The following is a 16,349-nucleotide window of genomic DNA, read 5'->3' on the forward strand; positions in this document are numbered from 1 at the left end:
TTAAAAAATAAGTCAATAAAGATTTTGTGTGTGGAGAAAATGGTTTTCTCCACACACGTAATTAATAAATTTATCGTTTGTTGAATCTTTCTAAGGCTGCTTGTTTAATTTCGATAGCTCTCTCAATGCCCATTGATTCTATCGTTTTCACGAACTCGTCAAAATTTGATAACGGCTCCTCACCCATGATAAATTTGTTGATCATCTCGGATTTGTACGTACCTATATCGTTCATAATTGATGCATATTCAGAGCTTTCTTCCTGCGTAGGTGTTACAGGCGGTATTACTCTTTCATTAGAACCTTTTTTCCAGTTTTCAACCGCTTCTTTCTGTTCAGGCATGCTTGTATATTGTTCTGCATACTCTTTTGCTTGAATGACCGGTCCGCTCCAGCCAACCGGAACATATTTTGCTAAAGCAACTGACATTGATAAGCCTTCTGGATTTTTTGTAATTATTTCTTTATATGTTGGATAACCATCTACCATCTCATAGCTTTCTCCTTCAATACCGAAGTTAAAAAGCATATGTCCTTCTTTGCTATACTTATAATCAAGCCATTTAACGGTTTCCACAATATTTTCATTCGATGTCGTAATCGCCGCACCAACACCGTTATAAGGAGTTTCTCCAAGGTTAAAGAAGGGAACTTCTCCTTCATTATGGACAGGATATTGGGCACCCGTAAGTGAAAAATCCGGGTTTTTATCAGCCATTAACTGCATATAACGCATAATACTGCTTCCTGTATAACCCATAAATGACCCAAGTTGATTGTTGGTGACCTTGGCATCTATAAGCTTGTCGTCTGTTGCAATGTAATCTTTATCAATCAGTCCCTCTTTATACCAATCGTTAAACAAGGTTAAAAATTCTTTATACTCCGTTTGGATTGGACCGTATTTTACTTTTCCATCAACTTGATAAAAACCATTCGTAATTCCCCATGCTCCTACAAAAGCATTGGAAGTGATTGCGTCTTTATGAATTAATAAAGGAATTTCATCTGCTTTACCGTTTCCGTTCGGATCTTTCTCTTTAAAAGCTTTCAATACGGTATGCCAATCGTCAATCGTTTCTGGCATTTCGAGCCCAAGCTTTTCAAGCCAATCTTTTCGGAGAACAGGCCCGTAGAACGTCATATTGACTTCGTCTTCTCTTAAGAAAGGAAAGGAATAAATACTGCCGTCATCCGTTGTAATCAATTTTTTCCAATACGGGTGTTCCTCTAACACCTTCTTTAAATTAGGTGCATACTTGTCAATATAATCGTTTAATTTAACAATCTTTTTTTCTTTTATATACTTTTGTGGACCACCTGGTACTGACGTCCATATACGTTCGATGACATCAGGATACTCGCCGGAAGCCATCATTAAGTTAAATTGTTGGTCTTCTTGTCCGGTAGCAGGATGTTTGAAGTCAACATGGACTCCAGTGATTTCCTCTAATTTTTTATACGCGGCCATTTCGTTGTAATTTTTTAAAGAGTCAGGTCTGTAATTCGGGACAAAATAACTTATAGTAAGAGAACCGTCTGATTCCTTTTTCTTGTCCACTTCATTCGAACTTTTACATCCTGTAACAGCGGTTATAATTAACAATAATAAAACGGACATCAAAATGGCAGATTTTTTAGTTGTCCTATTCCACATCTTTTAGACCTCCCTAATTTTTTGTTTAACCTCACTGGATTCCCCAATCATGAATGTTCTTAAAACTTTCTATCCCCCTTTTTAAATCCAAATAGAAAATCAATCGTTAGGATTCGTTTGTCCTATGCATTTATGTTGACACAACACCATACCAAAGTGAATGGTACAACCTAATGATCCGCTATCAATATTTAAAATCTCAGACTATCAGCATTTAACATTGACTTTCAATTTTTAATTTTCCAACTAAAAAAATCCCGATATATCGGGATTTTTTTTACAAATTAACCGTTTTGTTATCCTCTTCAAGTTTTGTTCTATATTTCCCCGGAGTAATTCCTTCGTACTTCTTAAACAAACGAATTAAACCAACGTCATTCGCGTAACCAATGCGTTTTGAAATTTCTGAAACAGTCAGCTGGCTTTCCTCAAGCAAACTTTTTGCAAAGTCTAATCTTACTTTTGCAATGTAATCTGTAATATTCTCCCCTTTTTGTTTTTTAAAAAAGGATGAAAGATATTGCGGTGTAATGTTCAATTGCTCAGCTATAGAAGTCAAACTTAACATACTGTCAGAATAATATTGATCAATATAATCAGTAATCGTTTTCATTAGTCGAGCAGAATGACCGGTCCGATTCGCCTCTATATGAATGCATAACGATTTATAAATCTCTTTAATTCTTAGATGCATTTGTTCAGCCGTTTGACATTCCGCCAATTGCTTAACAGGATCTGTTGTTTCTGCAAAGATATTGTCATAGTTAATGTTAATGTCATTTAAAATTTTGATAAGCGTGCTCATAATATTAAAAAAGAGACATTTACCGTGTTGAAGAGAGATACTGCGAGATTCAAAATTCACTTTAAAAACATTGTCTAAAATTTTGTCAGCATTTTCAAAGTCTGCCGTTTTGATGAAATTCATTAACTGTAATTCCATTTCAATTGGATAGTAATAATGATGTTCTGCTTCTCGAATCTCATGATAGTGTGTGATCTTGCTTTGACCTTTGATCATTCGATATTCGAGAGCTTGTACAGCTTCTCTGTATCCTATTACTACATTTTCAATACCTTCGCAAATGTCTCCAATGCCTATTGTAATAAAAATACTAAATCGTTCTTCGATTATTTTTTTCAACGTATTGGTTATTGTAATTAAATCTGCTGTTAATTTATTCATTCGCTCATTATTGAAGTTAATTAATAAAGCCAAGCGGTTTCTGTCAAGCTCAATAACATAACCGGAATGATGTTCATTTGAAAGTTCTTCACTCACGTTCGCTATAATAAATCTAATAATCGCCCACTGTTTTTCTGAAGCGTCTTTTGCAAACTGACTGCAATCATCCACATCTACTACAAGAACTGCAAAATGGTCGGAAGCAAATGTTATACCCATAAACTTTAACGACTCAGGATTAGAAGTTGATTGATCGACAAACCCATTGATTATGCGGGACAAAAAATTCGCCTTAATTTTTGGTGTTTGTTCAGTTAAGTCATCTCTTAGTTGGTTTTCAGCATCCCATGTGTCCAAAAGTGTTTCCTTAATGAGATGGTATTCATTAAACGATTGATCGTTCTTTTTATTCTTGTTTTTGATAATGGAGTCGACAAGGTCTCTGACTGGAACGTAATGACGATAAGCTAAAAAGTAAGATGCAATCAACCCACCTGACAAACAAAAAATAAATAATGAAACCGCCCACGCTTTGACCGTATTTACTTTCTGCATTAAAACCGACTTAGGAACAATAGAAATGTATTTCCATCCAGATTCCTTCGAAATACTGTAAGACACTGTCATATCTTGATCTCCGATTTTGCGTTCAAACCGGCCAACGCTGCCTACGAGATGTGAATCAATATCCTTTAAAGAAACCTCGTTTTCCGCAGTACTCATAATCTTTTGGTTGTGTTGGTCTAAAACATAAATATCACCACGGTTCGCCCATTCAAGACTTTGCAGCAAATCTTTAATTTGCTGTTCTTTGATCAATATGGCCAGATAGCCTTCGGGATTCTTTGTTTCTCCGTACGGCAGAGGTTGAATATATGTAATCATACGTTCCGGATTAGCGGACATCCCATTAAAGACTTTTGAGGAAGGAATATATGATTTTACTTTGTTAACATCTATGAATCTTCTTTTCCACTCTTCATAGTTTATATGTTTATAACTGTAAAAATAACGATAAAACGTTTTGGAGTCTGTTTTTGCTGTCGAGGAAATAATCATATCTTTGTCCGCGAAATAAACATAATAATCTTGGATAAAGTCATTTGAGATTCGATATCTTTTTAAATCATTCATAAAGTTGAAGTACTTATAAATGCTTTGTTGATTTGCTGAATAATGTTGGCCTAAAAGAAGCTGCAGCTTTGGATTAAACGATATTTGCGCCGACAATTGGGTTACTTCATGAAGCTGATTGTCCATTACTTCACTTGCCTGATTTAACATTGCCAAATTCGAGCGATTAGCATTATCCTCAATAATCGACTCCAACCTTTTATAGAGTAATCCCTCAACAGCCACCGGAAATAATAGAACGATTAAAAAAGACAATAGTAATGTAACAAATACACTTTTACGATTATACTTTCTGAACACGCAAACACCCCCGTATTAAAAAATATGAAACCCTTCTTTCTACCATTTTATTTTTAATATCAATGTATTTTCTTATATTTCGACGAAATTCTAAGTTGTCCTGCGAGACTATTATCATAAAGCATACAGGAAATGGACCTATTAATCCTTAACTATAAGAGCATTTAGTCTTGGATTTCGTAGCTCGTGGTGGCTTGTAGGCTATGGCTGTTTGAACACTCATTATAAGCTTAGAACGATAATTCTTAGAGTCTGCGGAAAAAACCGGTGCAGAAACAAAGTCTTTTCCGCACCGGTTCCAATTGACACCCTCCCCTATAGGTAGGTATAGTTTTTATTCAAGATTAGCAGATTTATTTTCCACAACTGGCCTTCTTTGGTGCGAAAATGGATTTTCACGTAACCGTCTTTTCTTTGCGTGACAGGCAAGATGTCTGTAACAAACTCTCCCGCCTTCAAAACACTTTCCGGTTTCCATACGTTTTGTCCTTCAATCTCGATCTCCGTATAAGATGGGGCATCGTTGTCTCCGGACACAAATAACATATCGTATCTTCCTTTCGGCAGCTCAAGCAAAAATGTCTTTTCGATAGTTCCGCAAATAAAGTCTCTTCGAAGCTCATCAGGCGTCCCACGATCCACTGCGATTAAATGGTCTACACTCTCCCAGCCGAGTCCCGTAAACGGAGTAAATACCGTTTCTGACGATATTTTCCGAAAATCTTGACCGATTCCTCCTCCCATATGAAGCTGTCTTGGAATTGCTTTGGAATAATCTTTGGATAGCAGCTCTTTACCCGTTCCAAAGTCCAATCGATAAACGGTTGTTCTTGATTCTCTGTAATTGCCGGAGTAATAATCGAATGTAAAATGATCCAACATCTTCATATGATGCGTATCCTTATTTTTCCCCAAGAAAACTCTTCGGTACGTATGCGCTTCATGGACTCGTGGATAAACCCCTTGGTTGGATGCACTGCTCACATTTTTGGACACTAAGGACAAACCGTTTAATGAATCTGTTTGTGGGAAAATCGCATATTCTGTATTTTTTTCCGTTATGAAGGATATTTTTTCGCCTTCCCGGTGATGCTCTATCTTTTCCCAAGACGTCCCGTCAAATCGGGTTACAGATAATATCTCGTCGGATCCAAATGGGTTCTTAATGACGATTCTATGACCAGCCAAGCTTTTTATTTTCACCCACGTTGTTCGTCCGTTTTTCATGACGGCGCTAACTTCGAATGCTCCTACTGCCAGGAGACCATGAAATTCGCAATCGTCCCACTTATCGTACGTTCGCACGTTTTTCTCGATATCGTGGTCGTACAGGCCGACCGTAAGTTCTTTCTCGGGCTCTCCCGATGGGACCGATGGGAATACTTCGATAACACCGTTATAGCTTTGCAGCAGCATCTCGTTTACAGAAGCGACCATTTCACCTGAAGCTTCCATCATATGCGGATAGTACAACGGCTCATTCGTAATATTGCAATAGTTGATCCAGCGTTCCGTTTCCTCGGCAAATAACCCATTTGTCCTTAACAGCAAATCGATTCCTTGTTCGTAAAGAAGCCTCAATGCTGTGTTCCCTTTGCCGAGCCTTGAAGCTGCGCATGAGAGCCACCCGAATTGAAACACTCCAATTTCCGTATTCTCCTGAACATAGCGAAGCGTGTTCTCCGCGCTTTTCCTCAAGCATTCCTCGCTATCTTTGTTGATTTCACCAATGGGATAAATCGGCATAAGCAGCGATGGATGCCTTAAATGGAGGTCCTCAGGTGCCCATTCCGAATCTTTGATAATTTCCCCGTATTTTTGGGAAACAGCAGTCGGATAAGGAGCCAATTTGGCCAGCAGTTCGCTCCATTTTTTTCGATCGGCTTCCTCTTCTCCGAGCAAAACATTCGCTTCGATTGAAATATTTAGTAAATATTTGACCGCAGAAAGCGTAATAGTCGAGTTCCGTGTCACAGGACCCTGTTCCGGTGAAATATCGGGGAATACGACGTATTGTTCCTTTTTTGAATCGTATTGCAGATATCCTACAAAAAATCGGAGAATCTGCTTAAACAATGGGTAGGCTTTTTCTTTCAAAAATTTACGGTCCATGCTGTATTGATAATAATGCCATAAAAACTGCGCACACCAGGGCCAAGTGCTTAAATACAAAGAATGCGGATAATCCCCTGAATAGCCTTCCAGTCCATGAAACTGCTTCGCCATTTTTTCAGCAAGACTGGTGTAAGATAATAAAGCATCATTAAACGCTTCGGCAATCTCAAGGTGATTGGCTGTGTAAAGTGGCCAGAAAGCTGCCTGAATGTTAACGTCCCAATACCACATACTACCCCACTTGGTCGGTTGCTTAATATCCCACAAACCGTTCAGCCCACAAGCCTGCTGGTACATTCTCCCGCCTTTCCCACTGCTGCAGGCAATCGCGTATAAATTGACGTACCATAAATCTTCGACCACTTTATCAGGCAATGTGATAGAAGATCTCTTCCAAAAGTTTACCCAGTGCTTCTGATGATGGTCATACATATCATTCAAACGGGAGACAGCTAGGTCCAATCTTCGGATGGCGGTCTCGAACAACTCCTTGGTTTCCTCCTCTGTAACGACTGTTGTAACGAGGGTGACTGTTTCCTCCGCATCGCAAATCTTGATGTTCATGCCTGAGGCGGATAAGTCTACGCTTCCCTTAGCCCCGATCATCCTCATCATCACTAGGAATGTAAACGGACCGTTTTGTTCCTTGTCTTCGCCGTCCGGATAGAAGGAGCCTGTATAATAAAAGGTTGTATCGTTAAGCTTATGAACTTGTACTGTCATACCTCCATACTTCCTAGATGGGACGGTCATCGTTACAGATTTCACTAGTTCTGAATTCGTCTGTTTGATTTCGGTCACAAGATAATCCTCGTTTTGGGTGAAGATCGTACGCACGCCGAGCTTGTCGCTTTCTTTCGCAACCCGTAAATCTACACATGCTTTCTCGACATCAAGCTGAAGCGAATAGTGGTCTGGTTCAGCCAGATCATCGCACGGTATGATTTGTATTTCTCCGGTAGGATAATGGGAAGCTCCTCCTGATGGTTTCCCGTACCTTCTATAAAGAACGCTATTCCATAATGCGTCAGTGTAAAGAAAAAAAGGACCTTGATCGGGATCTCGGTACATATCTTTTGCCCTTTGTTTCATTTCATCGAACGTAAGTCCAAATACTTTATGAAAATCACGCCCTTCACTGTTTTGATACTTCTTGCTGTAAAGATGAAGCTTTTTATAGTAAACCTCATAATGATTCATGGCAATGGTTAGCTTATTGTCCTCAAAGAATACCATACCGCCAAAACTCCCATTACCTAAAGGCAAAGCCTCGTTCCAGCTGCTTTCTGCATTGTCGTATTTCACTACATGCATGGATATCCCCCCATTTGAATAATAGAATTGCAGGATTCCCCTATATTCTTCAGCCTTTGTTCTAACGGCCGAATAATCACCTGTCCGCTTTGCTTCCGTCGTTAAATCGCTGCCAATTCCAACGGCGCCTGCGCCTGCATTTAGCCAATCCCTCTAAATTGTTTAGTCTAAGCGTTCAAATCGTGCGTAGTCATATTGCTGGCCAGCAGATTTTCGCCTGTAATAATAAACGTTCGGATTTCCACATCCATCCATTTCCTTTAGCGTTCTCCTTGTTTGAATATTTACTTACTTATAAATGTAAGCCCGTACAATGTACAAGGCTTACTCTCGTCTTATTTTGTTATCTTGCAAGCCAACCACCATCAACGACTAATGTATGACCATTTACATAATCGGATGCCGATGCTAGAAAGATTGCCGCACCGACTAAGTCATCCGGTTGTCCCCAACGTCCTGTTGGTATACGGGATAAAATTGATTCGTTTCGTTCTGTATCCTCACGGATGGCCTGCGTATTATTGGTCGCAATGTAACCGGGAGCGATTGCGTTCACTTGAACTCCTGCCGATGCCCATTCATTAGCAAACGCCTTTGTCAGTCCAGAAACGGCATGCTTGCTCGCCGTATAAGCCGGAACAAAAACTCCTCCCTGAAAAGATAATAATGAAGCAATGTTAATAACTTTACCTTGTTTACGTTTTAACATATTTTTGGAAACTTCCTGTGTCAATACAAACACAGCATTTAAATTCGTATTAATCACATCGTTCCAATCGTGCTGTGAATAATCAACAGCTTGTTGACGCCTGATAATACCGGCATTATTCACTAATATATCAATTTGGTAATCTGATAGAAGAGCATCATATTTCTCTTTGATTGAATCAATTTGGGACAAATCAATGATTACTTGATGGGAAACACCGTCGGCTTGTTCAATGATATCGGCTGTTTCTTGTAAGTTATCACGATGTCCTAGCAAAATAACCTCTGCGCCAGCTCTAGCGTATCCAACCGCAATGGACTGGCCGATACCTGTCGACGCACCCGTGACAAGTGCTGTTTTTCCTGATAATGAAAACATCGATTGTAAGAAGCTCATCAAAAGGTCCCCTCTACTTTAAATCCTTCATATCGATAAAGTCCATATCGGCAAATGTATAATTTTCCCCTGCCATTGCCCAAATAAACGTATAGTTGCTTGTTCCGACTCCGGAATGAATCGACCACGCTGGAGAAATGGCGACTTGTTCATTTTTAACAAGGAGATGTCTTGTCTCTTTCGGTTCACCCATGAAATGGAACACACGTCCTTCTTCTGGCATATCAAAATAGAAATAAATTTCACTGCGTCTGTCGTGAATATGTGCAGGCATTGTATTCCACATGTTGTTCGGTTCAAGTAACGTTATTCCTAACATCAATTGACAGCTTTGGATTCCATCCGCATGAATGTATTTGTAAATGGTACGTTCATTTGATTGTTGAATGGAACCGAGATGGTCCGGTACTGCATCTTCAATGGCAATTTTGCGAGTTTCGTATTCTTTATGAGCTAGTGTTGAGACAAGGTAAAATCGGGCTGGTGAACTGGAAGCTTCACTTTTGAATGACACTTCTCTTTTTCCAAGTCCAATATAGAGACAATCTCTTTTGTATAATGTATAGATTTCACCCTCTACTTTCACGATTCCTGGTCCGCCGACATTAATGATACCGATTTCACGTCGTTCAAGAAAATAATCTGTTTTTAACATGTCCTTCGCTTCCAAAACAAGTTCATTTTTTACGGGTACTGCGCCACCGATGACAATTCGATCCTCATGTGTGTATACCATATTCAGTTCATCTTTAACAAACAAATTCTCCACCAAAAATCGCTCTCGCAATTTTTCCGTCGTAAACTGTTTTACTTCGTTTGGATTTTCAGCATATCTATTTTCCATCAAAATCCCTCCTTATATAGTTGATTACTTGTTTAATAGATTTCTAGACGTCACAATTTACAAAAGTATGTCTTTGTTATCTTCTTTTTAATTGTCGTAATTTCCGTTTATGTTCGTTTATATCCGTTTTGGTTTATTAATAGATAATAGCAAATACAGGCACATCTTTCAAGATAATTTTAAATTTTCGAAAATAATATATCTGTTTATCCCGTTCCTGCTGATAGAACTTAAAGGGAATACAAAAAAACTGACTCGAAAGCCAAGAGCTTTCCTGAGTCAGTTTTCACGAGTTCTATTTATTCTTGGTTTTTAAGATCTTCTTTTGACGATTTATTCTCAAGCAAATCCTTTGTATGCCCTTTTTCTTTTAATTCAAAATAGGCATCTAAAATGTCTCGACCAATCAAGTTATTAATACTGCCTTCTTCTGCAAAAGGTACAACAACTGCAAATGCCACCTCGGGTTTGTCATAAGGAGCATAGCCAACAAGGGTTAAGTTATAGGAATCCTTATATTCTGCCGTTCCTGTTTTTCCAGCAGCAACATACCCTTCGACATCTTTAAACGCATCATAAGCAGTTCCTTCTTTCGTATTCATAACCATCCAAAGTCCTTTTTGGACGCGTTCGATCCAATCTTGTTTCATATCAATGCGATTTAATACATTTGGTTCAAACTCGGATACAATTTCTCCTAATTGGTCTGATCCTGCTTTTGGTTTACGTACACCATTCAACAGATGTGGCTGCATACGATAACCATCATTTGCGACCGTCGAAATATATTGAGCCATTTGCATCGGGGTATACGTGTCAAACTGACCGATTCCCATATCCATCAAGTTTCCAAGTGCCTGGACCCCTCCGTTATACCCATCATCCTCATAAGGGAGATCAATACCCGTTGGAACACCAAGGCCAAATTGATTAAAGTAATACCGCATTGTTCGGTAAGATTCTGCTGGATTGTGGAAGCCTTCCTTTTCATTAAAATCATATCCGCCAATTCTCATTGCGATTCGGAACATGTATACGTTTGAAGACATTTGCAGTGCTTCAAGGTCGTTTACATATCCCATATTCTTATATGATTTCTTAACATCTGTTCCTGGGAGCTTTAACGGCGTATCATAAAGAACCGTTCCAGGTTTAATTACACCTGTTTGATAACCAGTTAGGACTGTTGCTGCTTTAACAGTTGACCCCATTGGATACTGATTATAGACGTTTCCAAATGGGACATTTCGAAACTCTCCGTCCTCTAATTTCTTACCGACCATCGAATAAATTTCGCCATTTTGTGGATTCATCATTACGACGTAAGCACTTTTCAGTTGATTGTTGGCGGGAATTTGTCTTGCTTCTAAGATTCGCTTTTCAACGATCTCTCCCACTTTCTGTTGAAGTTCCATATCAACAGTTAGAATGACATCTAGCCCTCTTTCGCCCTCCGTTTTAATCGGTTTGTCTATAGGATTACCTGCTTTATCGGTTGTATATTGAATTTTCGTCTTTGTCCCACGGAGAATAGATTCATATTGCTCCTCAAGGAAGCTAGTTCCGACGAGGTCATTCCGATCTCTTCCTTCCAGAACATAACCTTTCACGAGGTCTTTTGGAATTTGCCCTACTTGACCAAAGATCGATTTTAATGTGTCACCGTATGGATATGTTCGGGTTGTATCAGGTTTAATGTCAACTGCCCCGTTAAATTCTTCTAGGTGTTCACTAATTACCGCAATTTCCTTTGGTGTCGCTCCCATTTTTATACGCTGTGGCGTCATCGCATACCCACTGATCATTTTACGCCATATTGCCGCTATTTCTTGTTCTTCTTTCGTAAGCGCTATTTTATCAGCGTTGAGGCGGTCGATAACAAGATTATATTCGTCTGAATCATCAAGCTTTTCACGCTCTTTTTCAGTGAGCAATTGACGATATACTTTTTCAGCATCCGCCTTAAATGTTAAATAGAAATCTTTTTTATCTCTCTTTGTTAAGCTCTCCGTGTCTTTTTCAATATATTTGGAAAGCTTTTCAGCTGTTTCATAAATTTCTTCCGGTTCGGCTTGGTTCGATCGAGTATAAGTAACAGAAAATACCGGTTCATTATCCACAACTACTCTTCCATAACGATCATACATTTTCCCTCGCGGTGCATCTAACTTCGCTGTAATATTTTCTGTTCGCTCTGCTTCTGCTTTAAAAGAGCTACCATGAACGATTTGCACAACCCCTAATCTTAAAATCAAGGCAGAAAACAGCAAAAACACTGCAAGGAAGAGAATATTTAGGCGAAAATGAACATGGCTTTTCTTTTTCTTTTGTATTTCCATATTTCCTCTCCTACTTATGTAAATAGACACCCCTAAATAGGTGCCTGATTATGAGCAATCACGAATGTTATTGTAACGTAATTTCGTCTTAAAAAAAAGAAAAACTTAGTTGTTGTTTGAACCATTTTCGTTCGATAGTACAACTTTATTATCAGATAAGGGTGGAAGGTGAATCGAACGAATACAGAAGTAAATTAAAAAGTGACCAATTCCGACGATTGGAAGTAAGTACGGTATACTCTCTGCTCCGTTAAAAATCGTAATCGTCAAGATGAACAAAACAATGGATGTAATTCTTCCGATATTTAGAAAGACCTCTCTAACAACGATGTATTCAATCCTCATTTCCTTCGCATTCCAACTTCTACCTATAATATCATAAGTCAATGAAATATAAGGTACAAGAAGAATTGGATACGCAATGGATATAATAACTCCATACGTCATTAGCTTTGCAAATGTTAGATCAAACAGAATCAGGGCAAGGGAAGCATAAAGAATGATTCCTCCGACAAAGATCGCTTTTTTACGATTAGCAGCCTTAATGTATCGGGTAGCTACATAATAAGCTACAAAGGATACTGCTGAATTTACAAGCCCAAAGGTACCTAGTGCGAGTTCACTGTTCGTTGTAATAAACACCCAAACAACAATGACAAATATAAAGGTTCCCTCACGTAATCCTTGAAAAAAATGAGCGTATAAGATTCGATTCCAACTGTGATTCCGCTTACGTTCTTCAAATACTTTTGAGAACGAAAAGATTCCTTTTGCCGTTCGTCGACTTAACATAAAACTAATCAAAACAGCTGCAAAAAAAAGTGTCAAAGAAATAGCAAAAATCGTTTTATACCCAATTAACTGATCCATACGAGTGATAATCCAACCTGCTAAAAATGGACCTACCATTCCACCGAATGATGCCAGTAAACCAAGAAATCCATTAAAAAAGTCACGTGTATCCGGTTCTGTGATTTCAAAAGTTAATACATTAAAAGCTAACCAATAGAAACCCATACCGACACCAAGTAAAGCCCCCAGCAGGATTAAAAACTGCTCTGCTTGATCGCCCAGTAAAAGGACGGTTAAGTAAAAGATCGATAAGCTGATCACTCCGAGTCTCAACACAATTACTCGATCGATTCGTTTAGCTAACCGTCCGGCTAGAACAAAAGTAAGAGGCTGAAAAATGACAATTGATAAGTTATAAATCGCAATATCGATAAATTGACCAGATTGTTTCCAGAGAAATACGTTAACAAATGTATTTGATAAAGCAATACTAAGTGAATAAAGACCGCCGATGATTAATAACATCAAAAGGTCTTTCGTTAACTCCATATTACCCATCATTTTCTGAAGTGCTTTCATATTATCGTCTCCCCTTTATTCAACCCTAGTTTTCCATAAACCAATTTCGTTATTCGAAAATCATTGTTTGTTTAAATTTTGATTTGTTCATTTGGGTTTAGGAAAGGATGGTACTAAGGAGGCGAGATAGAGCATGTATCAATTTTTAGTACAACATGATAGGAACAAACACAACTGGAATGAGCTTACGCTATACATGAAGGAGGTGTTTGAAAAAAAGGGGATGTTATGTATCGTAAATAACTTTTTTGAGGAGCGGTGGATTGAAATGGTGGTTGGGAGCAATAAAATTGAACTTTTTTATCAAGAAGGAGATACCGTTCTTATATCAAATGAAGATATTGATGAAGGAAACGTTGTTTTGGACTTTTGTTTAGCAAAATTATTATCAAACGGAAACACCATTCGTTTATTGCACTTGTCTAATTTTTATCCATACGTAAAAAAAATAAACACCTCGATGAGAAAGAATTCCCATTCGAGGTGTCAGCCTAAACTAAATTACTTAGCGTTATTGTAATGCTTTGTAACAGCATCCCAGTTTACAACGTTCCAGAACGCTGAGATGTAATCTGGACGGCGGTTTTGGTAGTTCAGGTAATAAGCGTGCTCCCAAACATCAAGACCAAGAACTGGAGTCTTTCCATCCATTAAAGGAGTGTCTTGGTTTGGAGTACTTGTTACTTCAAGCTCACCATTGTTTACGACAAGCCAAGCCCAACCAGATCCAAAACGTGTTGCAGCTGCATTTGCAAATTCTTCTTTAAATTTGTCAAAGCTTCCAAATTTAGAATTAATCGCATCTGCCAATTCACCTGTAGGCTCTCCGCCACCATTCGGACTCAAGATGTTCCAGAAGAATGTGTGGTTAGCGTGCCCTCCACCGTTGTTACGTACTGCTGTACGAATGTTTTCAGGAACTGCATCAAGTTTGGCAACAAGTGCTTCTACGTCATTGTCTTGTAGATCATTGTGTCCCTCGAGTGCTGCATTCAATTTTGTAACATATGTGTTATGGTGCTTCCCGTGATGGATTTCCATTGTTTTTGCATCAATGTGTGGTTCTAGTGCATTTACTTCGTAAGGTAATGCAGGTAATTCGTATTTAGCCAAGTGAATCTCCTCCTTATATAATATGTAATCTGTTTTGAACACCATTGTCGGTGTCTCCATTTCTAACAATATCAAATTTACCCTCAGGATTCAATTTTTAAACACTACGTGCCTTAGATAGAATGTTTGAAGGTTAAAATATTGCGTTTGCGGGACTTTTTTACTATGCGTGGCCGAAATATCGTGTTCCGTGACCGAATTATCTCATTTCGTGGCCGATATCTTCCCCCGTTGTTGAAATATTGAACCTAAATTATTTTGATAAGGTATCTATTCCTCCAAAATACCAGTTATGAGAGTTTATAAGCAATTTAAAGAAGTTTTGATTACATTTTGACCCGTTAAAGAAAACTTGGCTAACGCCAAGCCTTAGCGCTGGCGATCGCCTTAGTTGCACTTATACTATAGAAAGTATTTTTATACTTTCTTAACGTAAAAAAACAAAAAAACTTCTTTTTTAGAAGAAGTTAAATAAAGTGGTGGCTCGAGACGGAATCGAACCGCCGACACGAGGATTTTCAGTCCTCTGCTCTACCGACTGAGCTATCGAGCCATATGAAGTTTAGTCATGTTCGTCGGTTCCCTGTCCCTTTCTCTACTTGTTTATGCTACCGATGTTGGTTGTGTCGGGACAACTCGCTGATTATTCAACGATGAACCGCTCGTGACTGAGCTATCGAGCCGTATGTAATTGGTTTAACCCTAGTGGTTACTCCTGATGTTTATTGAGCCTTAGGTCTTATCGACAATGAACATAATTTGGTTGCACCTAAAGGTACTACTACCTAAAACTAACTAAGATGTAAATTCGACGTCGTAAGTTTTAAATTGGTTGCGGGGATAGGATTTGAACCTATGACCTTCGGGTTATGAGCCCGACGAGCTACCAGACTGCTCCACCCCGCGACGATATAAAGTTTATGGATGATGATTTTGCTCCGTAGTCCTGACTGTCCCTTCCTCTACTAGCATATGCTGACGTTGAATGCTGCGTCGGGACAAGTCGTCGTGGATTCATTGGAGAATTGCTCCTTGCTCCACCCCGCGACGATATAAAGTTTATGGATGATGATTTTGCTCCGTAATTTTGACTGACTCATGCAGGTATCCTCAACCCGATCTCAGAAAGTAAATTCAAGCTGTTTCTCGATCGGTTCGCTGATGTTAATGCTACGTAGCTTATTCCTACGTGCTCCACCCCGCGTCGATATAAAGTTTAAATGTGATTTTACTTCGTAAGCTGTGTTGATATTTCACTCATTATGATATAAAAAATGGAGGAGGTAGAGGGATTCGAACCCCCGCAGGCTGTTACGCCCCTGGCGGTTTTCAAGACCGCTCCCTTCAGCCAGACTTGGGTATACCTCCGTATATCTGGTGGACCCTGTAGGACTCGAACCTACGACCAATCGGTTATGAGCCGACTGCTCTGACCAACTGAGCTAAGGGTCCAATATATTAAGTATTTATGAATCTATGGGGCGACTGATGGGAATCGAACCCACGAATGCCGGAACCACAATCCGGTGCGTTAACCACTTCGCCACAATCGCCATTGTGAAATTTGTATGGTAGCGGCGGAGGGGATCGAACCCCCGACCTCACGGGTATGAACCGTACGCTCTAGCCAGCTGAGCTACACCGCCATAATATGGCTCCACAGGCAGGACTCGAACCTGCGACCGATCGGTTAACAGCCGATAGCTCTACCACTGAGCTACTGTGGAATAGTCTTAAAAACTTTTTTAACGACAAGTATTAGAATACCATTTCTAATCATCCATGTCAATACCTTTATTGATAAATTTATGTATAGTGCAAAACAGGGACAAGAACTAATATATCATGTTATGCCCCCGTATGCAATACTA

Annotated in this window: 9 protein-coding genes and 7 tRNA genes; 1 reads left to right on the top strand and 15 read right to left on the bottom strand. The window is 39.1% G+C overall.

The genetic code is table 11. The features are described from left to right. Nucleotides 1–70 precede the first annotated feature (70 nt). The 7 genes from NON16_RS00440 to NON16_RS00470 form a co-directional block, all read right to left on the bottom strand. On the bottom strand, nt 71–1,657 hold the full coding sequence (locus NON16_RS00440) for an extracellular solute-binding protein (protein WP_257345933.1): 1,587 nt from the start codon (nt 1,655–1,657) through the stop codon (nt 71–73). 277 nt (nt 1,658–1,934) lie between these two features. Then, a complete protein-coding gene (locus NON16_RS00445; protein ID WP_257345937.1) occupies nt 1,935–4,277 on the bottom strand; it encodes a helix-turn-helix domain-containing protein in 2,343 nt (780 codons plus the stop codon). Between the two features lie 315 nt (nt 4,278–4,592). Continuing rightward, a complete protein-coding gene (locus tag NON16_RS00450; protein WP_257345940.1) occupies nt 4,593–7,706 on the bottom strand; it encodes a glycosyl hydrolase family 95 catalytic domain-containing protein in 3,114 nt (1,037 codons plus the stop codon). A 343-nt stretch (nt 7,707–8,049) separates the two neighbouring features. Continuing rightward, complete coding sequence (kduD, locus tag NON16_RS00455; protein ID WP_257345943.1) at nt 8,050–8,811, bottom strand: 2-dehydro-3-deoxy-D-gluconate 5-dehydrogenase KduD; 762 nt, start codon at nt 8,809–8,811, stop codon at nt 8,050–8,052. Nucleotides 8,812–8,824: 13 nt separating this feature from the next. Next, nucleotides 8,825–9,655, bottom strand: coding sequence for a 5-dehydro-4-deoxy-D-glucuronate isomerase (kduI, locus tag NON16_RS00460; protein WP_257345947.1), 831 nt, complete (start codon nt 9,653–9,655; stop codon nt 8,825–8,827). 299 nt (nt 9,656–9,954) lie between these two features. Then, nucleotides 9,955–11,994 (bottom strand): peptidoglycan D,D-transpeptidase FtsI family protein, encoded by a 2,040-nt coding sequence (locus tag NON16_RS00465; RefSeq protein WP_257345950.1) that lies wholly within the window; start codon nt 11,992–11,994, stop codon nt 9,955–9,957. A gap of 105 nt (nt 11,995–12,099) precedes the next feature. Beyond that, nucleotides 12,100–13,365 carry an MFS transporter gene (locus tag NON16_RS00470; RefSeq protein WP_257345952.1) on the bottom strand — a complete coding sequence of 422 codons (1,266 nt, stop codon included), beginning with the start codon at nt 13,363–13,365 and terminating at the stop codon, nt 12,100–12,102. Nucleotides 13,366–13,498: 133 nt separating this feature from the next. On the opposite strand from NON16_RS00470, the gene NON16_RS00475 reads away from it, so the two are divergent. Then, nucleotides 13,499–13,885 carry a hypothetical protein gene (locus NON16_RS00475; RefSeq protein WP_257345955.1) on the top strand — a complete coding sequence of 129 codons (387 nt, stop codon included), beginning with the start codon at nt 13,499–13,501 and terminating at the stop codon, nt 13,883–13,885. Here NON16_RS00475 and NON16_RS00480 read toward each other — a convergent pair. From NON16_RS00480 to NON16_RS00515, 8 genes are all read right to left on the bottom strand, one after another. Then, on the bottom strand, nt 13,867–14,478 hold the full coding sequence (locus tag NON16_RS00480) for a superoxide dismutase (protein ID WP_257345958.1): 612 nt from the start codon (nt 14,476–14,478) through the stop codon (nt 13,867–13,869). The two genes, NON16_RS00475 and NON16_RS00480, sit on opposite strands and share 19 nt — an antisense overlap. A 477-nt stretch (nt 14,479–14,955) precedes the next feature. Beyond that, nucleotides 14,956–15,031, bottom strand: a tRNA-Phe gene (locus tag NON16_RS00485). A gap of 276 nt (nt 15,032–15,307) precedes the next feature. Beyond that, nucleotides 15,308–15,384: transfer RNA gene (locus NON16_RS00490), tRNA-Met, on the bottom strand. Nucleotides 15,385–15,753: 369 nt separating this feature from the next. Beyond that, a tRNA-Ser gene (locus NON16_RS00495) sits at nt 15,754–15,846 on the bottom strand. A 7-nt stretch (nt 15,847–15,853) separates the two neighbouring features. Continuing rightward, a tRNA-Ile gene (locus NON16_RS00500) sits at nt 15,854–15,930 on the bottom strand. Between the two features lie 25 nt (nt 15,931–15,955). Beyond that, nucleotides 15,956–16,031: transfer RNA gene (locus tag NON16_RS00505), tRNA-His, on the bottom strand. A 16-nt stretch (nt 16,032–16,047) separates the two neighbouring features. Next, nucleotides 16,048–16,124 (bottom strand) — tRNA-Met (locus tag NON16_RS00510). Nucleotides 16,125–16,130: 6 nt separating this feature from the next. Beyond that, nucleotides 16,131–16,205: transfer RNA gene (locus NON16_RS00515), tRNA-Asn, on the bottom strand. Nucleotides 16,206–16,349 lie beyond the last annotated feature (144 nt).

This window comes from Pseudalkalibacillus decolorationis (genome assembly GCF_024609785.1).
Classification (GTDB): Bacteria; Bacillota; Bacilli; order Bacillales; family Fictibacillaceae; genus Pseudalkalibacillus; species Pseudalkalibacillus decolorationis.